Raw genomic sequence first — 23,221 nt, 5'->3', positions numbered from 1 at the left:
TTTTGGCGCTGTCTTGTTTTTTGTGTCTTAACTACTGATTTACAATTAATTAAACCCAAAACTCGCGTTATTAACTTGAGGTGCTTATTACTCCTAATAGCGCTGCTGCTGACCGAATTTTTACAGGCTAGTCCTGTTGCCACCACCGATACGGCGCAACTGCAAAGGCATGTATTGGCCCTGACCTCTATCGCTGCCCCCGGCACAGGTAGAAATAATAAAGCAACGGGTAAAAGCCTATATGCAGGGGCTGGAGCAAAAGGCATTTTCTCGTTTCCGCTGTTTTATCTGTTGCAGGCTTTTCTGTTCTGGGAGCTTATTCCTTCCGTTGCTTACCTACTGCTCTACCTGCTGAGTTTGCCCGTAAGCGGATTTTTTACGCAGCACTACTGGCATGCATTTCAGCGGGCAAAAGGAAAGTGGTTACTGAGCAGGCAATTTTCGGAGAGCAAAGACCAAATTGTACACTTACGCCAACAACTACAGCAAATAGTAAACACCCTGGAACAGGCAAAAAAGCATTATTTAAAGGCACACTAATTTTAACTATTATAGCATCCAAAAAAACCTGCCATCAAAAATATGCCAAACACCTGTTTTACCATATTTGTAGTAATGGGTAGTAGGAGGAGGCACAGGCTACCTCCTGAAATAACCTAATAAAGCTGAAGCTAAGCATTTTAAACAGGTTATATCGCATTTTATTACTGTACGCTTAAAACCTGTGGCAATTAAAACTTACTTAAATAGCAGCAATAGCTTTGCATTTGTATCTGCATAAAACCCCTATTTTAGTTCTGAATAACTACTTACTCCTATAAGAAAAAGATGGTTTTTGCAAGTAAATTAAAGACAAAATTAAATTTTTCTAAGTCATTTGATATCCATTTTGCTAATGTCCCGTAAAAGGTGAACTAGAATTAAATTATTATTCAATAACAATAATGACTATGAAAAAGACTTATGTATCATTGCTGGCATCAGCATTTATGGCTGCAACTGTATTTTCTTCTTGCTCCAGCAATACCACAGCATCTGAAAGCGACGGAACATACGGTACGGAAGATACCATGGATTCTGATATGGAAACTACCACAACTGGTACTACCACCGGTACTACTGGTACAACAACAACCGGCACAACAACTGGTATGACTACAGGAACTACTACAGGTACAACAACCGGTACTACTACTGGCACAACAACTGGAACTACTACTGGCACAACAACCGGAACAACAACTGGTACTACTACTGGAACAACAACAGGTACTACTACTGGTATGACCACCGGAACTACTACTGGCACAACAACTGGTACCACTACCGGAACAACAACAGGTACTACTACCGGAGGAACTACTGCTGGAACAACAACAGGAGGAACTACTGCTGGAACAACCGGCACCACCACTTATTAATCGAAAGGATTAACAACTATTCCTAGTAAAAGAGAAAGGCAGGCACCAACCAGGTGTTTTGCCTTTCTCTTTTATAGGTTATGGGCTCCTTCTTACCCTTTCGGAACTCATGTTTGCACTGCTATTTGTTATAGGACACAAGCCCCGGAATACAACAAGATTATTTTTGATCCTGTTAAAAGGGAAAGAACCGAATGTTGATTTCTGATAAGTTGTAGATTTGTTTATATGTAAAACAAATTTGTAGGGCCAACTTTGCTATACACTTACATAAACCGTCATTTAAACTTTCCGAAAACTGAACTTGCAGAAACCAAGGGGATAAACTTTTCCCTTCTGTTAAAAATAGAAGATAGTAAATACGCTATTCGGAGAGTTCTATCGTAGTGTTTAAATAAAAGGAACTATGCAGAAATATGACCTCTAAAATAATTCCGTTTACTTTTCTCTTACTCGACTTACAAGTTAGCAGATGAATTACCTAGCCTGGTATTTACGAAAAGTATTTACTGTTGATCTTCGTGCTATCGCGGTGATGCGGATCTGGCTGGCAGGCATTGTTCTTACTGACCTGGCCATCAGGGCTACAGACCTGGAAGCACATTATTCTAATATGGGTGTTCTGCCCTTGCATGTGCTGCACCAACACGCCTGGAACCCCTATTACTTTTCGTTACATGCCTTAAGCGGCTTATGGCAGTTTCAGGCAGTGTTGTTTGCCATTGCTGCCGTATTTGCCGTTTGTTTGCTTATAGGTTATAAAACCAGAGTGGCCACCATTGTTACCTGGCTTCTGCTACTCTCCCTCCAAAACCGTAATGTGCTTATTTCGCAGGGTGGCGACGATCTGCTTCGGATGCTGCTGTTCTGGGGAATTTTTCTGCCTTGGGGCCGTTGTTACTCCTACGATGCCACCAAAGCCGCCAAGCCTGTGCTGGAAACCCGCTATTTTAGTGTGGCCACGATAGCCTATATTTTACAGATTTTCCTGGTCTATTTCTGCACCGCCTTACTTAAAAATGCGCCTGAGTGGCGCACAGAGGGCACAGCCCTTTATTATGCTCTCAGCCTCGACCAGATATTAATGCCGGTTGGAAAGCTCATTTACCCGTACCCGGAGCTGCTGCGCTTTCTTACGTTCTTTACATTTTATACAGAGCTGCTACTCCCTTTCCTGCTGCTCATTCCGTTCAGAAATACTTTTTTCAGGCTGGTGGTGGCCGGGGTGCTGCTCTGTTTCCATATCGGCATCAGCCTTACCCTGTTTGTCGGGCTTTTTTACCTCATTAACATTGCATCGGCGGTAGGCTTACTGCCTCCTGTAGCCATGGATTGGGCCGAGAAAAGGTTCCTGGCTTCTATCAGGAGACCGTTAACGGGGCAGTTTCAACATATATTTAAGCGTGTAAAATTCCCGGCTTCTATGCAGGTGCAGTTCCGCTTGCACCGCCCTTTTCTGCAACAACCTGTGCAGCGCCAGATACGCGAGGGGGTAGTGGCTTTTCTGCTGCTCTACTGCATCTGGTGGAACCTGAGCGGCACCACCCTCAAACTGCCTAAATTGCCCGACGAGAGTCGTTGGTTTGGTTACCTGTTCCGCACCGATCAGCACTGGGGCATGTTCTCGCCGGCTGTTTTTAAAGATGATGGCTGGTATGTGTTAGAAGGCAGCACCACCACCGGCCGCAGCATAGACCTGAATCAGCAAGGCAAAGAAGTAGACTACCTTAAACCTGCTTCTGTTATGGCTTTGTTCAAGAACGACAGGTGGCGAAAATACTCCGAAAACTACCTGTATATACACAACGGGTTTATGCGCCCTTACTATTGCAATTACCTGGTACGCCGCTGGAACGAGGCAAACCCCGAAAGCCCGGTAAAGGAACTGCAGGTTATCTACATGAAAGAGTTTTCGTTGCCAGATTACCAGGTGGCCACACCTACCAAAGAAGTGCTCTGCACCTGCGCCAACCTACCGGAGTAACTGCAGCAGTAACTTAAGGTTTATGAGCAGACACGCTCGTGCATCAGTTGGCTGCGGAGCAAGACGCTGCGAGGTCTGGTATAAACCTGCGAAGGCACGCAATGTTAGGTACTTCGAGCCCCAGCCACTGTTAAAAGATTTTACGAATATACCAGCAGCCTGACTTGTTGGTGCAGGTTACAATTATGGGCTAGAACAATAAGTAGCGTTCTGCTTTTACCGCTATACTTTACTGAACACATACAGCATTTCGCGCCCGATCTGCCTTACCCGTTCCGCATACTTATGGGCTTCTTCAGGGGTATCGTCAAAGTTTTTAGGGTCGTTGTAGGTAATACTCATGCGAAACTCTACACCAGGCACAAACGGACAGTTTTCGTCGGCATCAGAACAAACCAAAATGGCACAAAAGCCTGAGGTTGGGTTAGCCGGATCGCCGAAGGCTTTAGACCAGGCGAGCACCGGCGCTGTCTGCGCGGCATACTGTACTTCGTAAAGCGGGTTATTGCCGGCCTCTTTTTCTTCAATTAAAAAGCCTGCTGCCCGCATCGCCTCTACCGACCTGATGTTAAACGCAGTAGCCTCTGTGCCACCAGAAAAACAGTGTACGCCAGCTACCTCGTAATAAGCCGCGGCTGCCAGTGCCCACAACTGGGCCAGGTGGCTTCTGCGTGAGTTATGGGTACAGATAAAGTTTAGCTGCACCGGCTCCTGCTGCCTTACCTTCTGGCTGATATAGGCAGATAGCTGCTCCAGAAGCTGTTTCCGTTCTTCCGGAATCTGGAAGTATTCCTGCTCCAGTTCCTGCGTGTACTGCTGTAGTTTATCGACTAATTTCATAGGGTTATTTTTGTTAAGCGATACTTTCTTTGAGCTGTCCGTAATATTTGCGTTTGAGCCAGAACGCCACCTGCACCAGCGCAATGAGCACCGGCACCTCTACCAGCGGCCCCACTACACCCGCAAACGCCTGGCCTGAGTTAATGCCAAATACACCTATGGCCACAGCAATGGCCAGCTCAAAGTTGTTGCCTGCCGCTGTAAAAGAAACAGCTGCGTTTTTAGAGTAATCGGCTCCGGAGGCTTTACCTACAAAAAAGGTAATCAGGAACATCAGCACAAAATAAATAACCAGCGGCACCGCAATGCGCAGCACATCGAAAGGAATGGCCACAATCAGGTTACCTTTCAGGCTGAACATGACCATAATGGTAAAGAGCAGGGCAATTAAAGTAACAGGGCTTATGGCCGGAATAAACTTCTCTTTGTACCATTGCTCCCCATAAGCTGCCACCAGCACCAGCCGCGACAGAAAGCCTGCCGCAAACGGAATGCCCAGGTACAACAGCACACTCTCGGCTATAGGCCCGATACCGATTTCGATAACCTGCCCCTCTACACCGAAATATGGCGGTAGCACCGTAATAAATATGTAGGCGAAAAAGCTGTAGGTAAGCACCTGAAATATACTGTTAAACGCCACAAGTCCGGCAGCATATTCGGAATCTCCTTTCGCCAGATCGTTCCAGACCAGCACCATAGCAATGCAACGGGCAAGCCCGATCATAATAACACCGACCATGTAATCAGGGTAATCACGGAGAAAGGCAATAGCCAGAAAGAACATCAGGAGCGGGCCAACAACCCAGTTCATGACCAACGAGAGGCCCACTATCTTACTATTGCGGAACACTTTCGGCATTTGCCTGTAGTTTACTTTAGCCAGTGGTGGGTACATCATCAAAATAAGCCCCACCGCAATAGGAATATTGGTATTACCAGACTGGAAGCTGTTAATAAAACCTTCTGTGCCCGGAAAAATATAGCCTACACTCACTCCAATGCCCATTGCCAGAAAGATCCAGAGCGTCAGGTAGCGGTCTAGCAGCGAGAGCGTGCCAGGTTTTTCGGTCGTTTTTAAAGTTTGTGCCATAGTAATTTAAGAACAGATGTACTGATAAAGTGTATATCCGATTTGCAAGTCGACTGTCGGTCGAGAATATGATTTCTTTGAAGACGATGAGGCGCGCCTACAGTAGACTGCGTTAGCAGCAGCTGTTTTGCAGTGGTATAAATTCATCGAAAAGGCCGTTGAACAGTTGTTTGCATTTTTGCCAGTTAGCTTCGTCTATACAATAACAGATTTTTGCACCTTCGATAGAGCCTTTAATTAAACCTGCCTGTTTCAGCTCTTTCAGGTGCTGCGACACAGTGGGTTGCGCCAACCCGATAGATGTAACCAGCTCACCGCACTGGCAAGTGCGCTTGCTAAGCATTTCCTGCAGAATAGCAATACGCGCCGGATGCGCCAAGGCTTTAGCCAGCGCCGCCAGCTCCATCTGCTCGTTTGTGTGCAGCTCTGTTTTTGATGCTCCCATACCTTCCATTAATTATATTATTGCAATAATACGATTGATTTAAGAAAGCAACAAGTGCTTCCTCAGAAAAGTTTACGGTTTATAGAAATGGAAAGAGCTTTTGCTGTTAGCTGAAGATGTACTAAGTATATTTAACTGAAACTTGCCAGATGGACCCTTGGCAAAATTCTGATGTAAAACCTTTTGAAGGCTGTTTTCATTCGAATAATTTAGAAGCTAAGCCTGAGACTGGTTTGACCAATCCGACAAAACTTCCTTGTTTGTACTAAGTGCTCCTCCAATTTATAGAGTTATATGCCTCTGCAAAAGAGTTTCAAATTGGCCAGAGGCCGTGGAATAGTTATTACTTGTAAGGGAGCAGAACCTGGAGAAGTACGGCTAAAGCACTTTAGGTTGATGTTACCTTAGTGCTTTACCCTTGAGCTAAAATGATGAAAACAGCTTTTGAAGGCTGTTTTCATTTGAATAATTGGTATAGCTCAAAGTAAGAGACTGCAAAAGCTGCATACTTTAGCCTTGCCCTGAAAAACAACTTTGATTTAATAAGATAGTTAGTCTTTGCCGGAGGTTAGCAGGCAGCCAACTGTGCCAGCCACCAGTCCGCCTAACAGGTACAGCCCGATGGCCATGGCTTTGGTTTCGTCGGTGCGGTTGCTGGGTGCTTCGCCAAGACCCAATGGGCCGGGCAGCGCTACGGCACCCACACCTGCACTGGCACCTAGAATAGCGCCACGCCACCAGGCGTTTTTACCTGTTCCAGCCAAACTATAATACAGCGAGTTCGACACAATATCGCCTACCAGTGCCCAACTGTGCAGCTCGTCGCTGGCTGGTGGCTCTGCTCCTGCCTTTCGCATGGTTTTGGCAATGGCACGCATTCCTAAAATGTCCATCCGGGGAGCCTCAGGCACTACCCGCCTCAGACTTTCGTGTGCAAGTGTTACAAAACAGGCTCCTGCCAGACCACTGGCCATTGCCAGTAAAATGTTGTTCGTTTGGTTATTCATAGCTTCTATAAAATGTTTTAGAAAAGTAATTTTTTGCAGAAGGTAAGCTCCCTCTGGTATGCCCGTTCCTGTTAGAAAATGTTTGGCTAACCATAACCAGCGGCTGCCATAAATGCCACTGCTTCGTACATGCTATTCTTTTGCTTAACCGGAACTATATGTGAGCATAAATTTTATACGCAGTAAGTTACGCTAATGGTACCCCGAAAAATAGATATCTGCTTTAACCATGCATAAAGGCACATCTATTTCACTTTAATAAGATCGCCGAGCACAGCATCATTGCCTACTTTGCGGGCATCGGTAGGGCTGTCGAAAACCACAAGCAGGGTGCTGTCGTCGTAAATGGCTAGGCCTTCTGCTTTATCCTGACCAGTTGTGGCCCCGGTACCATGCGGAATTTCGTGTAGCCGCTCCAGCTCAGAGTTATGCAGCATGCTTTCGGTTTGCTGCGCCAGCGCATTGGGCCAGCGGTAAAGCACGATGGTGCCATCCAGATCCATGGTAGGGCCTGCCAGAATATACAAATCGTCTCCTAGTAGGCGCAATTCCCTGATACCTTTTCCTTTCAGGTGCAGGAAATGCTTTTTGTAAGGCCTTTCCGGGGTAATTTGCTTCAGGTGCAGGTAACCTTGCTTGTCTGCGAGTTCATCTACTTCTATTTCAAGCACTACCGACCACCCACGCAGCACTGGCCCGCGCAGCCCGATAAACAGCCGCTTTCCTACCACGGTTAGCCCTTCTATATCGAAGCCATTGTCTTTGCTCGGAATCCGGAAGAAATCCTTCAGGTGCTCATCCTGCTGCAGAGCCTCTGTTAGTTCGTTGCCGTTTTTACCACTTTGCAGTTGTGCTGCCCACAGCAGTTCGCCTGGTTCATCGGGGTTGGGGCACTTTTTGTGCAAGGTGTAGTTACCGGTTTCGCAGTCGAGTAAGATGGGGATGCGCGCCAGCATGTACCTGTTGGCTTCGGCTTTAACAGTTGCCAGGCGTTTTTGCTGGTCCGGCACCGAATCCGATTTACGGGGCTTTTTCCGTTTGAGGCTATGCGACCCGATAACCCACAGGTAATTGCCTGCTAGACCCATGCCTTCTATATCTATTTCCTGACCAGGTTTGCCGGGCAGGTGCAGGTAATCGCTGAGTGCAAAAGATGCATGCTCGCCTAAAGAACCATCTGGCAGGCAGGCAAGCCGCTCAATGGTAGTTCGCTCATCGCAGCCCGTCCAGATGTTGTTGCCGGTGCGTAATACCGTAGAAAGGCCGTCGCGCACATGTTTGCCATCTGCGTTCAGGCTTTTAGAAGCTGTAAACTGCAGCTTTATTTGTTGTGCCATAGAGGGTGGTCTCTAAAATAATCTGATCGGCTGAGGAAAGTGCTTTGCTACTCCACCAGAAACAGCAAAGCCGGGCGCTGTGGTCCGGCTTTGCTGTTTCTGGTGGAGTCTGAGTACAGGCTAGTATTTCTTTTTACCTGTAAGTGTTCTGTTCTGCATTTTGCTTAGCAGGTTTTTACCTTGCTTCGTGTTGCTCATGGTAACCCAGCCGGCACCAAGTGCCAGCAATGTTCCGCCTACTACTTTTTGGGTAGTGCTCAGGTGGCTTACTTTGTCTACGGCTGTGCTACCGAATTTCTGTAGTCTGCCTGGTATATCTTTTAAGCCGCTTTTGTTCCACATCTCTGAAATTTGAGAGGTGCTTAGCACATCTTGCTGCGACTTCACTTGCGAACCTTTATTCTGTGTATTTTCCATAGGTTTATCTTATTACTATTCAATTATTTTAGTTACTGCTCAAGGCGCTGCCGTAGTTAAAACTATGGGCGGAGCAAGAGCATTAGAGTTATTTTATCGGTTTTCAGCTCAGATAGTTACACAATCGGGCATATTTATCTCTTTATTTAAGACATAGCAGAAATTATACATTTCTAATTTTTCGATCTGTAGCCCTGCCTCAGCCTGATGTAGGATCCTGCTGCTTTGCCGCCAGCCGCTTGCTTCGGTAAGTCATTAGTTCGGTCAGGCTAATACCCAGCAGCAGCCACAGTGCGCCCAGCATATACCCGGCCAGCACATCGGTTAAGAAATGGACACCGAGGTAAATTCTGGTAAACCCGATTCCTGCTATTACCAGAACGGCTCCTGCTATAATAAGCCGCCTTTGCGCAGGCGCGCGGTAGTGCTGGCACAGGAAATAGGCCACCATGCCGAACAAGGCCATAGCCGTGGTGGCGTGCCCGCTCGGAAACGAGTAATTGTGCTCCGGATAATAGGCAACATCTGCCGGCCGGTTGCGGCTGATGAATGTTTTGCCATACTGCACCGATAGCCCCACACCAGCCATCACCAGCCAGAATGCCAGAATGGCCACATAACGCCGCTTGTACAGAAACAGCCCCGTTACCAAAGCCCCCACTACAAACACCGCAGCCCGTGTACCAAGCTGCGTCAGGAAATAGAAGGTTTGGCTGAGCCAGTCGGAGCGAACGCCGTAGAGCATGGCGGTAAATTTATCGTCGAGCCCCAGCACACCATCCGATTCCACCACCTCCTCGGTTAGCTGCGACAAGAGCATGCTATTAAACAAGAATACCACCAGCAGCAAGGTAAGCGGCAGACCGGTAAAAGAAGTTGTACTGAACCTGTTTTGCAGAAAACGGACTGCACGTGGAAACCGCTGCTGCACACGTACCACAACAGGCTGCTGCAACAGTTGCTGCATAGCCAAACGCACCTTGTCTGAAAGCATATTTTAAAGTTAGATGGGGCTGATGTGGTATACGGGCACCGGGCATTTTGTTTCCTGATGTACTTGTAAATGTTAAGTTCGGCAACCTTGCCTCGTCAAATTGTACTTTTTACTCGTTAAACCCTCTCTATCACAACCATATCATTCTGAATAAAGTACATAATTACATGAAAGGATATGGAAAAATACTCGACAAGCTTTTGCTGGGGGTAGGGCTGATTTTGCTGGTGTTGCTGTGGGTACAGTTTCCGGCGGAGCCCGTAAAAGACCTCCATGTATATAATGCCTACACCACTGGCTCCGGATCTGATGTTATTTCGAAAGAGAGCTTTTTACGACCTGATAAAGAACTTTCGCCACACCAGGTGATGCGTATACAACTGCGGGCGCTGCAGCAGAACGACCGTAACGACAGTGGCGTGATCACGATTTTCAACTTCTCGTCGCCGGTTAACAAAATGAACCTGGGCCCTATTAACCACTTCAGGCTGTTGGTGCGGGAACCGGCATACCGGCCTATGCTTAACTTTAAATCTTACAAATCTGGAAAGATGGTTATAACAGATAACACGGCTTACCAGATTGTTGTAATTGCAGGACAAGATGACATAGAAACAGCTTATCTCTTTATTTTAGCCAAGCAGAAGCGAGGCCCTTACAAAGGCTGCTGGATGACAGAAGGCGTGGCCAGAATGGAACCAGAAGCCGAAACACACCAGATTTAGTACTACTTGTGCCGATTACCCTTGACCCTTAAGGCTGAAAAAAGCTTCTGAAGGCCAAAACCATTCAAATAATCTGGGTTTGCCCCTTGGGCTGCCGGCTATGCAAGTAGGTCGATTTCCATTTTAATGTCGGCCCTTTTGTAGATGCTGGGTGGCATAGGCACTTCTTTAAAGCCTAGTTTCTGATACAGACTGAGGGCAGTGTGGAGTTTCCTGTTAGATACCAGATACACCTTGGCAGCACCTGCTCCTTTGGCTTTTGCTAAAGCTGCCTTTCCGAGTGCTTTGCCTATTTTAAGGCCTTGCGCTTTTTCGGTTACAGCCATTTTTGCCAGTTCAAACACGTTGGCTTCTTCGCGCAGCAAAGCACATGCTCCTACGGGATCTCCATGGTAGAGCGCCATCAGAATAAAGCCCCCTTTCGCTAAAATGTAGGCTTGCGGGTTGCTCAACGATTTTATGTCTGCTTCTTCTAACTCAAAATAGCGGGTAATCCATTCTTCGTTTAAGGCTCTGAAGGCAGTTGCATGGGCTGGGTCGAAATCTACAATTTGAATGGGGACAGCAGTTGTTATCATGGCAAAAATCTTGAAACGTAAAAATACAGTACTCAAAAATCTGTGCAAAATGTTGAGCTGCCTTAAGTAAAGCTGTCATAACAACTTCAGCAACTCACAGCCTGTAAACAGATGAAAAACGCTTCTATAACTGTCATGGAAGCAGATTTTCTAACATTTCTAATTTTTAATTTGACGAAGTCCCTAAGCTGCAATAGGTGGGAATTTTGTTTGAATCTTTCTATAGGGCTCCTATCCCAATAATTTACAGGATATGCTTTTACCTAGCTGTAGATGCTTTTCGCCCACAAGATCCTTGGCAGGATGACAACAAGGAGTAGTAACCATGTCTTTAAATCAACCATTTAGCCATTAACAATCAGCAACCGAATTATTCTAATCAAAAAGCCCTTCCGAAGGTTTTTACCTGATTTTTAGCCAAGGGTTAGTCTTGTTATAAAAGAAAAAAGCGAGCTGAGCCCGCTTTTTTCTCCTATCAAATCTAAACAAACAACTCTAAATTTTTTGGGTAGCAGCAGCTTCCGGCACCTTCACCTTCTCGGTTTTCTGCAGGCCCGACACTACTTCTATGTTGATGCCGTCGGAGAGGCCGGTTTTAACGGCTCGCCTCTCGAATACCTGCGGTGCCGTCTCCACTTCCACAAAGGTATCGTCTTTTTCGAAGCTGAGCATGCTTTCTTTTACCGTGAGCACCTTCTCGCGCTTATCGAGCACAATATCGGCGTTGGCACTGTAGCCCGCTCTTATAAAGTCGTTCTCGCTGAGGAGTACCTGCGCTCTTATCGGGAACTTAATAGAGCCTTCTTCAGACACACCCTTGGGCGCTATGTACTCCAGTTTAGCGTTGAACACGCGGCCCTCTATGGCACCAATGGTCAGGAGCAGGTCCATGTTCTCCTTTAGTTTCCCTACCTCCGATTCATCTATCTTACCTTCAAAAATAAGGCTGCGCATGTCGGCTACGGTGGCAATAGTAGTACCCTCGTTAAAGTTGTTGCGCTCTATAATCGAGGAACCGGCTTTAATGGGTACATCGAGCAGCATGCCATCTATGGTCGAATACACCAGGTTAGAGGCTTGCCCGCTGCGCTTAGAGGCTCCCTCCCGCACGAGCTGCAGGTTGTTCTCTGCCGATTGCAGCGCCTCGCGCTTCAGGTTAAAATCTGCTTTGTATTTGCGGTACTCCTGCTCCGAAATTACTTTTTGCTGGTACAGGTCTTCGTAACGCTCCAGCTCACGTTTGGCTTCATCGTAGTTAATTTTAGCAGTCTGTACGCCATTTTCGGCATTGTTCACGTTCACGATGTTGGGCACGATCCGGATTTTTGCCAGCAACTGGCCTTTTTTCACGATTTCGCCTGCCTCCACATATAACTCCTCTACCACCCCCGATACCTGCGACTTTACCTCCACTTCCTTGCGCGGCACAATAGAGCCAGTGGCTACCGTCTTTTTAACCACATCGGTTGTAACAGGTTCTTCTGTTTTGTACACCACAGGGTCTGTGTTCGACTTTTTGTAAAAGTAATACCCCATCCAGCCTGAAAGTGCCAGAAAAATCAACACAAAAATTCCAAGCAAAACCTTTTTCATTGTTACGTATGATTTAAACAGTTAATATTTCCAGTTTCCGGCAAAAGTTTTCTAAGATTCTTCTTCGTAAAATTGTCAGAACAAATTCAATAATCCGCAATTATAATCAGATTAAAAAGGCTCCAATCGCTGTCATTAAAGCCAGTTTTTCAACATTTTTAATTTCTAATTTCTAATTTGGCATAGCCCCTTACTCATCGCGCAGCGCCACTACCGGGTTCACTCTGGCTGCCTTGGTGGCAGGTACCAGGCCTGCAATAGTGCCGGCGACTACGAGTACTATAACGGCAGTAAGCGCTATGGTCACGTTAATTTCGGGGTTGCCAAAAAAGCCTGCCTCTACTTTGTATTTGGTCATGCCGTAATCTATGCCCGCAATTAAACCTGTTCCGGCCAGCAGGCCCACATAGCCAGCCAGTCCTGTAATTACAACCGACTCTTGTATAATCATGCTGATAACAGACCAGGGTGTGGCACCTAAGGCTTTGCGTATGCCTATTTCTTTTGTCCGCTCCTTTACTACAATCAGCATAATGTTGCCTACGCCTACTATGCCCGCTACAATGGTACCGATGCTCACCCACCAGCTAAAGAGCGCAATGCCCGTAAATAGCCCTTGTATGTCTTTAAACTCCTCCTCAATGTTGGCCGATCCAAAGGCTTTCAGATCCTGGGGGGCTACCTGGTGGCGCTGCATGAGCAGGGTCTTTACTTTCTCTTCGGCTACTTTGGCTGGTATGCCGGGCTTTGGCGTTAAGGCCATGTAACCTACTTTGTTTACCTGGTTAAACGTTTGCTGAAGTGTGGTAAGCGGTATGTAAATTACCTGCGCGTCGTGCTGCCCATCTTCGTCGGAGCTTTTGGGAGTAAAGGTGCCTACTACCAAAAAGTAACTGCCTTTTATATTGATGTACTCGCCTATGGGGTCGGAGTCTTTGCCGAACAGCACCTCCTGCACCCGCGGCCCTATTACCGCTATTTTCCGTTTCTCTTTTATATCGTGGTTATTTATAAACCTGCCGGTTAGCATCTGGAGCGCGATAACCTTTATCATTTCCGGGTGCTCGCCATTTACAGTAAACGAGGAGCTTTTGGTGCCTCTCGACACTGTAAAGTCGCCGTTAAGCTGGCTACGCGGGGCCAGCACCTCCACCTCCGGCACACCTGCTTTTATGGCGGCCATGTCGTCGTTTGTAAGCTGAATAAACCTTCCGGCTTTCAGACCTTTGTGCGGCACGCTGGTGCGCTGTGTCCAGACGAACACGGCATTTTTGGCCACATCAAAATTTTTCATGATACCGTTCTCCAGTCCTTTGCCGGCACCCAGCAGCAACACCAGCATAAATATACCCCAAAACACGCCAAAGGCCGTTAGAGCTGTGCGCATTTTATGCCGCTTTACGGTGCTATAAATTTCGGTCCATTTATCGATGTCGATCATTTAATTGCTGGTTGCTAGTTGTTGATTGCTGTTATAGGCAGCGATTTAATTTCCCGGAAATCGAAATGGCTCTGACATTTGTTACAGGATCAGGACAGAGAACTCAGGACTGAAGTCAAAAAAAACAACCTGTGTAACTCATAACTCTTAACTTTTAACTAAATCTCAGTCTGCCATAAGCGCCTCTATGGGCTTTACGCGGGCTGCTTTCAGAGCGGGCACCAGGCCAGCCAGCGCACCGGAAACTACCAAGATCAGGGTAGCGGCCAGCACCACGCCCAGGTCTACTTCAGGTGCTGCAAAAAAGGGCATCTCCTCTCCTGCCGACTCTATAGCGTAACGTGCCAGGTCGAGCAGCCCCACCCCCAGCAGCAGCCCCAGGTAACCCGAAAACGCCGTTATCACGACTGACTCCTGCAGAATAAGGCTCACAATTGAAAAGGGCGTAGCTCCCAGCGCCTTCCGGATACCGATTTCGCGGGTGCGTTCTTTCACAATAATCAGCATAATGTTGCTTACGCCCACAATACCGGCTATTAAGGTGCCGATACCTACAATCCAGACAAAAATCCGGATGCCACTGAACAGCCCCAGCAGCTTGAGGTACTCGGTTTCGGTGTTGCTGATATCGAGAGCCCGCACATCTTCTGTCGAGAACTTGTGCCGTTGCGCCAGCAACACCCGGATACGGCCTTCCATCTCTTTGGCGCTTACGCCGGGCTGAGCTGTCAGGGCCATCATCTGCACCTGGTTAGGCTGGTTAAAAGCAGCCTGAATAGTAGAGAACGGTATATAGGCACGCTCTTCGCGACGGCCGCTGTTATTGCCTTTTACCTTAAAAGTACCTACTACCTTAAACTGTATACCCCGAATAGCCACATATTTACCAATGGGGTCTTCTTCCAGAAAGAGTATTTTGCTGGCCTGCTCACCCAGCACCACTACCTTGCGCTTTTCTTCTTCATCGAACTTATTCAGCAGGCGGCCACGGTAAGCCCGCTCGCCGTTAAGCTCCAGAAAATCGGGTTCGGAGCCAAACACCTGGTAGGAGCCAAACTGCTTCTGGTAGTTAATAGTATATTCGCCAAACACCCTGTTGCGTGGAGCCAGAATATTCAGGCTGGCTATTTCGCGGTCTATAGCTTTCAGGTCTTCGTTGGTGAATTTTATCTGCCGGCCAGGTGCCATGCCCTGGTGAGCCACAGCTGTTTTGCCCGTAAACACATAAATGCTGTTTTTTGCCCCATCGCCGAAACGATTAATTACACCTTTCTCCATTCCCTTACCGGCTCCGAGCAGCAGCACCAGCATAAAAATGCCCCAAAACACGCCAAAGGCCGTCAGGAAGGTACGGAGCTTGTTTTTCCGTATCGTGCCCAGAATTTCCTGCCATTTATCTATGTCGAACATTTTCTTAGATATTAGATGCTGGATTTTAGATGAAAGACCTTATGGTTAGTTAAAAATGAAGCGTCATTAGTGCTTCGCCAAATTAGAAATTAGCTAATCTATGCTCGTATGCCAGCAGTTTAAGAATGACTTATTTTTTAAAAATAAATTTAACTGAACACTAATTATTTTTTCTTTCTTTTACACATTAAAAAGATCCTATTCTACCTGTTAATCAACCATTTAACTATTAAACAATTTAGCAATTAACAACGAACAATCAACAACTAAATTATTCTAATGAAAAAGGCCTTCCAAAGCGTTTTGATTGATTTTGATTTAAGGGTTGGTTGCCTTTTTCTACTTCCCAGAAGAAAGTATGTCGGCTTTTGCCTGGCTGGCATGTTCCACTTCTGTTATGTCGTCTACTATCAGTCCGTCTTTTAGCCGGATAATACGGTCGGTCTGGTCGGCTATGTCGTTTTCGTGCGTTACGATCACTACGGTCATGCCCTTGCGGTTCACTTCTTTAAAGATATCCATTACTTCGTACGAGGTCTGGGTATCGAGGGCACCGGTTGGTTCGTCGGCCAGAATAAGTTTGGGTTGCGAAATAAGGGCCCGCGCAATGGCTACGCGCTGCCGTTGCCCCCCCGACATTTCGTTTGGCGAGTGCTCTGCCCAGTCCTTCAGCCCCACCATGTCGAGGTACTCCAGGGCCAGTTTGTTGCGTTGTTTGCGGCTAACCTGCTGATAGTAGAGTGGCAGGGCTACATTCTCCATCGCATTTTTAAACGAGAGCAGGTTAAACGACTGAAATACAAAGCCCAGAAATTTATTGCGGTAATACGCGGCCTTGGTAGCCGACAGGTTTTTCATTAAGGTGCCTGCCAGCGAGTATTCGCCTATGTCGTAATCATCGAGAATGCCCAGGATGTTGAGCAGCGTAGATTTGCCTGAACCCGACGAGCCCATAATAGAGACCAGCTCGCCCTCCCGCACCTGCATATCGATGCCTTTGAGCACATGCAGCTTGTTGTGCCCTACCGTATAATATTTCTGAATGTTGTTTAATTGGATCATCGCAGCAGGGAAATGGGTGACACAAAAAATAAGCTAATGGGCTATACAAGGTACCGGATTTAGTCCAACTATTTCTAAATCTTATACTTATAACCAATAATTATCGACTTATAGCCTTCCTTTATCTATGAACACGAAAATATTATCGTTAAAACAGCACCATTAACTCCATTAACATCGGTTTTGGCAGCTCGTTCATATGATGCGAAAACCCTGGGCAAGGTTGCTTCAGGAGGTAAAACTATTTTGCCGGTTCCTGAAGAGAGGCAGTGAGGTGGCCGTATTTACTTCTCTGTTCTGCTTGAAGCCGGGCCGTGGTCGTAGCTCAGTATCCGCTTCATTTTCCAGGCTTCGTTTTCTAATATCCAAAGGTGGGTAAACCGGGCCAGGCCATCTAACCTCTCCTTTTTGCCTTTTTCGAGTATGGTAAACGTGTGGCTACCCGCTATAATGGCTCCGTAAGGTACGCCATCTTTCGCCAGCGGATAAACTTTTACACTTCCTTTTACAGCCTCGCGCCTTAACCGGAAATTGGGGTTGCCGCACAGGTTGTTCTTGATGCTGGCGCTTAGGCTGGTTAACCCAAAAGTAGGCCCGCCTTTGTCGTGATAAAACTCCACATCGGTTGCTACAAACTGGTTCATTTTTTCGGTATCGCAGTTGTTGTAGGCAACCCAAAAAGCACTGTCTAAGGCCACAATGGTTTCTTCTACCACAACAATGTGCCGCGGTTGCGCCAAAAGGCTTGTAGTAAAGGAGCAGAACAACAGCACCAGGGCTGATGCAAGTAAAATGGAACAATTGGTTTTCATGGTTTTATTTTTTAGGAGTAAATGAGCGGGTAATGTACGGTTGTGTGGAGCAGCACAGGTGCTTTCAGGAGAGGGAGTGATGGCTGCAGGTAGGTTATCTGCAAAAAAGATCGGAATTTGGAAGGAACCGAACACCGGAAACCCGATTTGCCAGTAGTGGCTTCGCTGGTTTCCGGTAGTCGGCTTTTTTCATAGTTTATGGAAATGTGTACGTGGTATGGGAGCAGTTAATCGGTTATTCAGCTGGTTCAGGAGCTGCCGGAGCCTCTGGAGCAGGTGGTGGTGCGGGTGCTGCCGGAGCTTCTATATCTTCATCGAAATCTATATTAATATGAGACCCGATGCCGTGGTATTTGCCTATACTCATTAGCACTGTTACAAAAAGCAGCACTGTTATGAGTAAGCCCAGCAGAAGTTTATTGCTTGTAGCCATTTTAGTTTTTCTTTTTAAGTGACGTTCAATTTCTTTTCAGGTAGCTCCTGATTGTTAATTATCAGAAAGCGGGTTCCGCTGCACGTATGCCTTCAGGTCGTCCAGGGTAAGGCCGAGGAGTTGCATGGTTTTAACGAAGCCTGGTAGCTCCTCCTGCAGGAACTGCTCCTTTTTAAGGGCGATGGTTTTCTCAAGCCCGTCGTCGGCCAGAAAATAGCCGATGCCCCGCTTGTTGTAGATCACGCCTTTGTCTTGCAAGAAGTTGAATGTTCGCATCGTTGTGTTTGGGTTAACTTCAAACTCTACTGCCATGTCTCTGATAGATGGTATTTTATCTCCGCTGATCCATTTCTTTTGCAGTATATTCTCGAAGAAACGATCTGCGATCTGAAGATAAATAGCCTGGGTATCTCTGAATTCCATCTTACACCTGCCTTTCTTGTAGTTTAAAATAAGATACCACCAGCATAAAAGGAGCAAGCAGGTACCAGAAAATAAATGGAATAATCTTAGTAAAGATAAAAGTGAAATTATCTTTCAGCACGGGGTTCATGGTCTGCTCATTTACTACCTGTCCCTCGCTGTTGAACAACAGGTAGCCAAGCATAGTACTGTAGAGGCCAATTATGAAGGCGAATACAAGCAGGGCCAGGAGCGTTTTCAGGAAATTATTGCCATTAAAGGTGCAGGCTCCTAAAAAGAAAATCGATTGAGTTACCAGGTATACCTTTACACACACCCAAACATTGTGGTCGAACAAGCTCGGAAACACCTCCGGCTGTTGCGCCAGCATGGAGCTAAAGAAAGCCAGCAGCAGGATCATGAGGCCATAAAGCACCACAAACACAGGTGCCGACACCAGCCAGGCCCCCACCAGCTTCTCCAGCTTAGAAACAGGCAGCGTTAAAAAGGCATAGCTGGTTTTAGAAGAATTCATCTCCTTAAACACCATGCTGGTAAACACGTACCCCGACAGGGAAAAGGCTACCAGGTACATGTTGCGTAAGCCATACAGCACCTCCTCGTCCTGGCGGTTAAAGTAGGCGAAGAGGGCCGAGATAACCAGCATTGTTCCAAAATTAGAGACAATGGCTATCCACAGGGAGTTCAGGTTCAGATTAAGCTGGCGCTTTATAAAGTAGCCCAGCCGGCCGAGGTCAAATACAGGATTCATAGTTTTAGATTGTACTAAGGTCAGTGGTATGGTCGTATTCATTTTATAAGATCGTTAAGCAACAGTTCTAATGGATAGGTAAAGTTCACATTGCCTGCCTGTACTACCAGGCCGCATATTACGGCTGCAGCAGCTACTCCCAAAGATTGTAAAGGCAGGTAGTGGTCAGCAAGTTGCCGGAGTTGTCGGAGGTTAAAATTTGTTTTCATGGCTTAGTTAGCGAAATGCCTGTTGATGGTGGCGGCATCTTTTACAATGCCATTAAACAGCAGCTCCAGGTCTACGCGCGTCTCCATGCCCGACAGGTTTTTCACGATTCCGGCTCTGCGGCCGTGCAGCTCTTCCGAATACAGCACCTCGTCGTCAGGCACACCGTTCAGGTTGTACTCAAAAGTTACTCTTTCAGAAATAGCGGCTACATTCTGGTTAAAGATGATGCTGCCCTGCTCCAGCACCACAATGTTATCGATCAGGTTCTCGAGGTCGCGTACCTGGTGCGTAGATATAATGATCAGCTTTTCCTCGTCGAGCGCAGAAGCCATTATTTTGCGAAACTGGCTTTTAGAAGGAATATCGAGGCCGTTGGTTGGCTCGTCCAGAATAAGCAGGCGGGCATTGGTAGAGAGGCCAAAGGCAATCAGGAACTTCTTTTTCTGGCCATACGACAGGTTCGAGAGTTTTACGGTACGCGGCAGTTCGAACTCAGTCAGGTAAGCATCCATCTGAGCATAGTCGAAGCGGGTATAGAAAACGGCGTTGTTGCTCACGTAGCTGCTAATGTTGATGCCAGGCAACTCAAACTCTTCCGGAATAACATATATGTCCTGCAGCATATTGGGATCGCGGTCCTGGGCATTGTAGCCAAATACCCGGCACTCGCCGCTGTTTGGGTAGAGCAGGCCAGCCATGTGCTTGAGCAGCGACGACTTGCCGGCACCGTTCTTACCCAGCAGACCATAGATAAAGCCTGGCTGCAGCGTAAGGTTTAAGTTTTCGAAAAGAGGCCGCTGTTTTTTATATCGGAACTGAACATCTTTTAAGGCTATCATAGTTTTATTTGTTTGTTGTGGTAGTGTACTAGTTAGTTAGTACACTACAAATGTACAAGAGGTTTTGATAATGTCAAATTATTCTAGCTAAATATTTTTTATTTTTTTTTGTAACGCTCAGAAAACAGCCTAACTATTGAAAATAAGGCTTTTAGGCAGCAACTACCAAAGGGAAGTTGAAGAAGACATTTTGGGCATCCTGGTTTTAAGAAGAGGGGAAACAGGAGCTTTGCTGCTGGGCTAGGTGTACTAGCAGCACTATACACCCCTTAAATGTTTCTAATGAAACTGGCCTTCCGAAGCGTTTTACTGCTGCGAACACCCAAGGGTAAACTTGCCTGAAGCAGCGTTTGATTGGGAGAAGCGGCTCTTAGTAAACGTTGCTTCTGTAACATAAAAGAACCAGCCTTGAATATTTTTTACCCAAAAAGCTTCTGAAGGGCTTTTTCATTAGAATAATATGAGAGTAAAGTATTCTCTGTCGCGAGTTTTCAACTCGCAGGGCCCGCATTGATATTCACAAGAAATTTTCTGCCCCTCCTGTGAAGGGAGTTGGGTGGGTAACTAACAAACAATTTCTCAATTTTTCTCCGATAGCTGTTTATCCTGGTTTTTCTGCGGCCTTTGCAACATCCCCCTTACCCCCTTCAAAGGGGGACTTTTCTTTTAAAGTGGCTTTATATGGAACATCCATTGAAACATCAGCATGAAGAAGATTATTCCTATACATACTTCCGCGAGTTGGAAACTCGCCTTATTAAAAACCACGAGCTGAAAGCTCGCGGTAGCGATTTACAAATATGCCTATAAAGCAGCAGCGCCACCCTGTAGAGGTGGCGCTGCTGCTTATTATCGAAAATCTAAAAGCTTAGATATGTATCGCTCTGTTTTCGCTAGCTGCTAAACAGGCTTCTTTCATGGCTTCGGTGTAGGTTGGGTGCGCATGGCTCATGCGGGCAATGTCTTCTGCCGATGCCCGGAACTCCATGGCTACTACTGCCTCTGCTATCATGTCGGCGGCACGCGGCCCGATCATGTGCACGCCCAGGATCTCGTCTGTTTCTTTATCAGCCAATACCTTTACAAAACCGTCGGTATCCATAGAGGCTTTGGCACGACCAGAAGCTTTGAACGGAAACAAGCCGGATTTAAAAGCACGGCCCTGCTCCTTCAGTTGCTCTTCGGTGTAGCCTACGCCCGCTACTTCCGGCCAGGTATAGACCACACCCGGTATCAGGTTGTAGTTGATGTGCGGCTTCTGGCCTACGATCTGCTCTGCCACCAGCACGCCTTCTTCTTCGGCTTTGTGCGCCAGCATAGCGCCACGTACTACGTCGCCAATAGCGTAAATGCCGGGCACATTTGTTTCGAGGTGGTCGTTTACGGCAATCATGCCACGGTCGCCCATTTGCACGCCTGCATTTTCCAGGCCAAGGCCTTCGGTAAATGGCTTGCGACCTACTGATACCAGCACATAGTCGCCTTCAAATGTAACGGTCTCTCCTTTCGGATTCTCGGCTGTTACTTTTACCACATCACCTTCATTTGTAGCACCTGTTACTTTGTGGCTGAAGAAGAACTCGAACCCTAGCGTTTTCTTCAGCACGCGCTGCAGTTCTTTACCCAGGGCACGATCCATGGTCGGGATAATAGAATCCATGAACTCCACTACCGTGATTTTAGAACCTAAGCGGGCATATACCGAACCTAGCTCCAGGCCAATAACGCCACCGCCAATAATCACCATGTGCTTGGGCACTTCTGTTAAAGACAAAGCCTCTGTAGAAGTAATGATTCGCTTCTTGTCTACCGGCAAAAATGGCAGTGCTGTTGGCTTAGAACCTGTCGCGATAATCGTTTTCTCGGTTTCTAATTCCTGCACATTACCGTCTACCCCGGTTATTTTGATCTTGTTTTTACTCACGAAAGAGCCAAGGCCATAATAGGTATCGATCTTGTTTTTCTTCATCAGGTAAGCAATGCCATCGTTGTTCGATTTTATTACTTCGCCCTTCCGCTTAATCATCTGCTGGATGTTCACCTGCAGGTTGTCCAGGTCGATGCCGTGGGTTTTAAAAGTATGCGCGGCATTGTGGAAGTGCTCCGAAGAGTCCAGCAGTGCTTTAGAAGGAATACAACCCACGTTCAGGCAAGTACCACCCAGTACAGTATATTTTTCAACGATTGCGGTTTTAAGACCTACCTGCGCGCAACGAACTGCCGCCACGTACCCGCCAGGTCCCGAACCGATAACTACTACATCGTATTTCATTTTTTTAAATTAGAAATTAAAAATTAGAAATTATGGGTTTGATTTAGTCGTAATAAGAATTTTGCTGATAATCTTTCGAACCTCCAGGCAGTCCTTATGAATGGAATCAAACGCATTTTCAGGAATATACTGGCTGTCCTTTAGAAGGCGCAGCCAGTATGATGATTCCCTTGCCTCTTTCGCGGCTATATTTAGTTTATTTACAAAATCAGCTTTAGAACTTGCAGCAAGAGCCTCCTCTACATTGGCACCTATAGATGTTCCGCTCCGCAAAAGCTGCTTCGACAGTACAAACTCCTTTTGCTCGCTTGTCAGGAATTTATAAAGCTTAATAATCTGCAGCGCAAAAGCGTAACTTTTGTCGCAGATTACATTCTGCTTCTCCTCCCCCACAATTTCTAATTTCTAATTTTGAATTTTTAATTTGGAGTTAAACACCTAATAACAGGCGCATTGGGTCTTCTAACAGCTCCTTTACCCGTACCAGGAAGCTTACTGACTCACGGCCGTCGATGATGCGGTGGTCGTAAGACAGAGCCAGGTACATCATAGGTCGGATCTCAACTTGTCCGTTAATGGCTACAGGGCGTTGCACAATGTTGTGCATGCCTAATATGGCAGACTGTGGCGCATTGATGATCGGGGTAGACATCATAGAACCGAACACACCACCATTGGTGATGGTAAAGGTACCACCTGTCATTTCTTCGATAGAAAGTTTACCGTCTCTTGCTTTTTTAGCTAACCGGATAACTTCTTTCTCAATGCCATCCAGCGTCAGTTGCTCCGCGTTGCGGATAACCGGCACTACCAGGCCTTTCGGAGAAGAAACAGCGATAGATACATCGCAGAAATCGTTGAACACGATATCGTTACCATCAATCATGGCATTAACAGCCGGCCACTCCTGTAGCGCCACAGTACAAGCCTTGGTGAAGAACGACATAAAGCCTAGACCTACCTCGTGCTTCTCTTTGAACTTGTCTTTGTACTTGGTACGGATGTCCATGATCGGCTTCATGTCTACCTCGTTGAAGGTAGTCAGCATAGCCGTTTCGTTTTTAACCTGCACCAGGCGGCGAGCAACTGTTTTGCGCAGGCTGCTCATTTTTTCGCGACGCTGATTGCGGTCTC

Annotated in this window: 26 protein-coding genes; 4 read left to right on the top strand and 22 right to left on the bottom strand. The window is 46.7% G+C overall.

The annotated features are described in order from the left end of the window. The first annotated feature begins 75 nt into the window (after window positions 1–75). The 3 genes from FVR03_RS19760 to FVR03_RS19750 all read left to right on the top strand — a co-directional run bounded on the left by FVR03_RS19760 (window position 76) and on the right by FVR03_RS19750 (window position 3,405). Window positions 76–540 (top strand): hypothetical protein, encoded by a 465-nt coding sequence (locus FVR03_RS19760; RefSeq protein WP_147923502.1) that lies wholly within the window; start codon window positions 76–78, stop codon window positions 538–540. Between the two features lie 410 nt (window positions 541–950). Further along, window positions 951–1,421: a hypothetical protein gene (locus tag FVR03_RS19755; protein WP_147923501.1), complete on the top strand. Its 471-nt coding sequence runs from the start codon at window positions 951–953 to the stop codon at window positions 1,419–1,421. A 472-nt stretch (window positions 1,422–1,893) separates the two neighbouring features. Next, entirely contained in the window at window positions 1,894–3,405 is a 1,512-nt protein-coding gene (locus tag FVR03_RS19750; protein WP_147923500.1) for an HTTM domain-containing protein, read from the top strand. A gap of 222 nt (window positions 3,406–3,627) precedes the next feature. On the opposite strand, the gene FVR03_RS19745 is transcribed toward FVR03_RS19750, so the two are convergent. The 7 genes from FVR03_RS19745 to FVR03_RS19710 all read right to left on the bottom strand — a co-directional run bounded on the left by FVR03_RS19745 (window position 3,628) and on the right by FVR03_RS19710 (window position 9,538). Further along, entirely contained in the window at window positions 3,628–4,245 is a 618-nt protein-coding gene (locus FVR03_RS19745) for a low molecular weight phosphatase family protein (RefSeq protein WP_147923499.1), read from the bottom strand. A 13-nt stretch (window positions 4,246–4,258) separates the two neighbouring features. Next, window positions 4,259–5,338, bottom strand: a complete 1,080-nt coding sequence (gene arsB / locus FVR03_RS19740; protein WP_147923498.1) for an ACR3 family arsenite efflux transporter — start codon at window positions 5,336–5,338, stop codon at window positions 4,259–4,261. Between the two features lie 112 nt (window positions 5,339–5,450). Continuing rightward, a complete protein-coding gene (locus FVR03_RS19735) occupies window positions 5,451–5,783 on the bottom strand; it encodes an ArsR/SmtB family transcription factor (RefSeq protein ID WP_147923497.1) in 333 nt (110 codons plus the stop codon). Between the two features lie 551 nt (window positions 5,784–6,334). Then, entirely contained in the window at window positions 6,335–6,790 is a 456-nt protein-coding gene (locus FVR03_RS19725) for a hypothetical protein (protein WP_147923496.1), read from the bottom strand. A gap of 245 nt (window positions 6,791–7,035) precedes the next feature. Next, the gene (locus tag FVR03_RS19720; RefSeq protein ID WP_147923495.1) at window positions 7,036–8,127 is read right to left on the bottom strand and encodes a DUF3616 domain-containing protein; all 1,092 of its coding nucleotides are present in this window, start codon (window positions 8,125–8,127) and stop codon (window positions 7,036–7,038) included. Window positions 8,128–8,247: 120 nt separating this feature from the next. Next, entirely contained in the window at window positions 8,248–8,544 is a 297-nt protein-coding gene (locus tag FVR03_RS19715) for a hypothetical protein (RefSeq protein ID WP_147923494.1), read from the bottom strand. 199 nt (window positions 8,545–8,743) lie between these two features. Continuing rightward, entirely contained in the window at window positions 8,744–9,538 is a 795-nt protein-coding gene (locus tag FVR03_RS19710; RefSeq protein WP_147923493.1) for a phosphatase PAP2 family protein, read from the bottom strand. Between the two features lie 167 nt (window positions 9,539–9,705). On the opposite strand from FVR03_RS19710, the gene FVR03_RS19705 reads away from it, so the two are divergent. After that, complete coding sequence (locus FVR03_RS19705; RefSeq protein ID WP_147923492.1) at window positions 9,706–10,263, top strand: DUF4864 domain-containing protein; 558 nt, start codon at window positions 9,706–9,708, stop codon at window positions 10,261–10,263. 98 nt (window positions 10,264–10,361) lie between these two features. Here the strand turns inward: FVR03_RS19705 and FVR03_RS19700 are convergent, their stop codons facing one another. From FVR03_RS19700 to sucB, 15 genes are all read right to left on the bottom strand, one after another. Continuing rightward, complete coding sequence (locus FVR03_RS19700) at window positions 10,362–10,841, bottom strand: GNAT family N-acetyltransferase (protein WP_147923491.1); 480 nt, start codon at window positions 10,839–10,841, stop codon at window positions 10,362–10,364. Between the two features lie 495 nt (window positions 10,842–11,336). Next, window positions 11,337–12,434, bottom strand: a complete 1,098-nt coding sequence (locus FVR03_RS19695; RefSeq protein WP_147923490.1) for an efflux RND transporter periplasmic adaptor subunit — start codon at window positions 12,432–12,434, stop codon at window positions 11,337–11,339. A gap of 190 nt (window positions 12,435–12,624) precedes the next feature. Beyond that, complete coding sequence (locus FVR03_RS19690; protein WP_147923489.1) at window positions 12,625–13,875, bottom strand: ABC transporter permease; 1,251 nt, start codon at window positions 13,873–13,875, stop codon at window positions 12,625–12,627. A 165-nt stretch (window positions 13,876–14,040) separates the two neighbouring features. Then, window positions 14,041–15,285: an ABC transporter permease gene (locus FVR03_RS19685; RefSeq protein WP_147923488.1), complete on the bottom strand. Its 1,245-nt coding sequence runs from the start codon at window positions 15,283–15,285 to the stop codon at window positions 14,041–14,043. Between the two features lie 339 nt (window positions 15,286–15,624). After that, complete coding sequence (locus tag FVR03_RS19680) at window positions 15,625–16,347, bottom strand: ABC transporter ATP-binding protein (RefSeq protein ID WP_147923487.1); 723 nt, start codon at window positions 16,345–16,347, stop codon at window positions 15,625–15,627. Window positions 16,348–16,631: 284 nt separating this feature from the next. Beyond that, a complete protein-coding gene (locus tag FVR03_RS19675; RefSeq protein WP_147923486.1) occupies window positions 16,632–17,159 on the bottom strand; it encodes a nuclear transport factor 2 family protein in 528 nt (175 codons plus the stop codon). A 235-nt stretch (window positions 17,160–17,394) separates the two neighbouring features. Next, window positions 17,395–17,592, bottom strand: coding sequence for a hypothetical protein (locus tag FVR03_RS19670; protein ID WP_147923485.1), 198 nt, complete (start codon window positions 17,590–17,592; stop codon window positions 17,395–17,397). Between the two features lie 54 nt (window positions 17,593–17,646). Then, window positions 17,647–18,015 carry a GntR family transcriptional regulator gene (locus tag FVR03_RS19665; RefSeq protein WP_147923484.1) on the bottom strand — a complete coding sequence of 123 codons (369 nt, stop codon included), beginning with the start codon at window positions 18,013–18,015 and terminating at the stop codon, window positions 17,647–17,649. A 1-nt stretch (window position 18,016) separates the two neighbouring features. Beyond that, window positions 18,017–18,766, bottom strand: coding sequence for a hypothetical protein (locus FVR03_RS19660; RefSeq protein ID WP_147923483.1), 750 nt, complete (start codon window positions 18,764–18,766; stop codon window positions 18,017–18,019). A gap of 38 nt (window positions 18,767–18,804) precedes the next feature. After that, complete coding sequence (locus tag FVR03_RS24535) at window positions 18,805–18,975, bottom strand: hypothetical protein (protein ID WP_187270230.1); 171 nt, start codon at window positions 18,973–18,975, stop codon at window positions 18,805–18,807. A gap of 3 nt (window positions 18,976–18,978) precedes the next feature. Continuing rightward, a complete protein-coding gene (locus FVR03_RS19655) occupies window positions 18,979–19,815 on the bottom strand; it encodes an ABC transporter ATP-binding protein (RefSeq protein ID WP_147923482.1) in 837 nt (278 codons plus the stop codon). A gap of 601 nt (window positions 19,816–20,416) precedes the next feature. Then, a complete protein-coding gene (locus FVR03_RS25035) occupies window positions 20,417–20,545 on the bottom strand; it encodes a hypothetical protein (RefSeq protein WP_255474309.1) in 129 nt (42 codons plus the stop codon). Window positions 20,546–20,683: 138 nt separating this feature from the next. Beyond that, window positions 20,684–22,087 carry a dihydrolipoyl dehydrogenase gene (gene lpdA / locus FVR03_RS19650; RefSeq protein WP_147923481.1) on the bottom strand — a complete coding sequence of 468 codons (1,404 nt, stop codon included), beginning with the start codon at window positions 22,085–22,087 and terminating at the stop codon, window positions 20,684–20,686. Between the two features lie 30 nt (window positions 22,088–22,117). Continuing rightward, window positions 22,118–22,480: a four helix bundle protein gene (locus FVR03_RS19645; RefSeq protein WP_222707276.1), complete on the bottom strand. Its 363-nt coding sequence runs from the start codon at window positions 22,478–22,480 to the stop codon at window positions 22,118–22,120. A 37-nt stretch (window positions 22,481–22,517) separates the two neighbouring features. Next, window positions 22,518–23,221, bottom strand: a 704-nt coding sequence (sucB, locus tag FVR03_RS19640) for a dihydrolipoyllysine-residue succinyltransferase (protein ID WP_147923479.1), incomplete at its 5' end; no start/stop codon positions are given.

The organism is Pontibacter qinzhouensis (assembly GCF_008017455.1).
Lineage (GTDB): Bacteria > Bacteroidota > Bacteroidia > Cytophagales > Hymenobacteraceae > Pontibacter > Pontibacter qinzhouensis.
Note: the sequence above shows the minus strand (reverse complement) of the source record. Positions and strands in the feature narration are given on the sequence as shown.

Bases quoted from the DNA above. Each gene is read 5' to 3' on its own strand.
- FVR03_RS19755 (WP_147923501.1), top strand. From the start codon at position 951: ATGAAAAAGACTTATGTATCATTGCTGGCATCAGCATTTATGGCTGCA.
- FVR03_RS19685 (WP_147923488.1), bottom strand. From the start codon at position 15,285: ATGTTCGACATAGATAAATGGCAGGAAATTCTGGGCACGATACGGAAA.
- FVR03_RS19655 (WP_147923482.1), bottom strand. From the start codon at position 19,815: ATGATAGCCTTAAAAGATGTTCAGTTCCGATATAAAAAACAGCGGCCT.
- FVR03_RS19720 (WP_147923495.1), bottom strand. From the start codon at position 8,127: ATGGCACAACAAATAAAGCTGCAGTTTACAGCTTCTAAAAGCCTGAAC.
- FVR03_RS19670 (WP_147923485.1), bottom strand. From the start codon at position 17,592: ATGGCTACAAGCAATAAACTTCTGCTGGGCTTACTCATAACAGTGCTG.
- FVR03_RS25035 (WP_255474309.1), bottom strand. From the start codon at position 20,545: ATGTATAGGAATAATCTTCTTCATGCTGATGTTTCAATGGATGTTCCA.
- FVR03_RS19715 (WP_147923494.1), bottom strand. From the start codon at position 8,544: ATGGAAAATACACAGAATAAAGGTTCGCAAGTGAAGTCGCAGCAAGAT.
- FVR03_RS19705 (WP_147923492.1), top strand. From the start codon at position 9,706: ATGAAAGGATATGGAAAAATACTCGACAAGCTTTTGCTGGGGGTAGGG.
- FVR03_RS19690 (WP_147923489.1), bottom strand. From the start codon at position 13,875: ATGATCGACATCGATAAATGGACCGAAATTTATAGCACCGTAAAGCGG.
- FVR03_RS19695 (WP_147923490.1), bottom strand. From the start codon at position 12,434: ATGAAAAAGGTTTTGCTTGGAATTTTTGTGTTGATTTTTCTGGCACTT.
- lpdA (WP_147923481.1), bottom strand. From the start codon at position 22,087: ATGAAATACGATGTAGTAGTTATCGGTTCGGGACCTGGCGGGTACGTG.
- FVR03_RS19725 (WP_147923496.1), bottom strand. From the start codon at position 6,790: ATGAATAACCAAACGAACAACATTTTACTGGCAATGGCCAGTGGTCTG.
- FVR03_RS19660 (WP_147923483.1), bottom strand. From the start codon at position 18,766: ATGAATCCTGTATTTGACCTCGGCCGGCTGGGCTACTTTATAAAGCGC.
- FVR03_RS19665 (WP_147923484.1), bottom strand. From the start codon at position 18,015: ATGGAATTCAGAGATACCCAGGCTATTTATCTTCAGATCGCAGATCGT.
- FVR03_RS19745 (WP_147923499.1), bottom strand. From the start codon at position 4,245: ATGAAATTAGTCGATAAACTACAGCAGTACACGCAGGAACTGGAGCAG.
- FVR03_RS19675 (WP_147923486.1), bottom strand. From the start codon at position 17,159: ATGAAAACCAATTGTTCCATTTTACTTGCATCAGCCCTGGTGCTGTTG.
- FVR03_RS19710 (WP_147923493.1), bottom strand. From the start codon at position 9,538: ATGCTTTCAGACAAGGTGCGTTTGGCTATGCAGCAACTGTTGCAGCAG.
- FVR03_RS19680 (WP_147923487.1), bottom strand. From the start codon at position 16,347: ATGATCCAATTAAACAACATTCAGAAATATTATACGGTAGGGCACAAC.
- arsB (WP_147923498.1), bottom strand. From the start codon at position 5,338: ATGGCACAAACTTTAAAAACGACCGAAAAACCTGGCACGCTCTCGCTG.
- FVR03_RS19735 (WP_147923497.1), bottom strand. From the start codon at position 5,783: ATGGGAGCATCAAAAACAGAGCTGCACACAAACGAGCAGATGGAGCTG.
- FVR03_RS19700 (WP_147923491.1), bottom strand. From the start codon at position 10,841: ATGATAACAACTGCTGTCCCCATTCAAATTGTAGATTTCGACCCAGCC.
- FVR03_RS24535 (WP_187270230.1), bottom strand. From the start codon at position 18,975: ATGAAAACAAATTTTAACCTCCGACAACTCCGGCAACTTGCTGACCAC.
- FVR03_RS19750 (WP_147923500.1), top strand. From the start codon at position 1,894: ATGAATTACCTAGCCTGGTATTTACGAAAAGTATTTACTGTTGATCTT.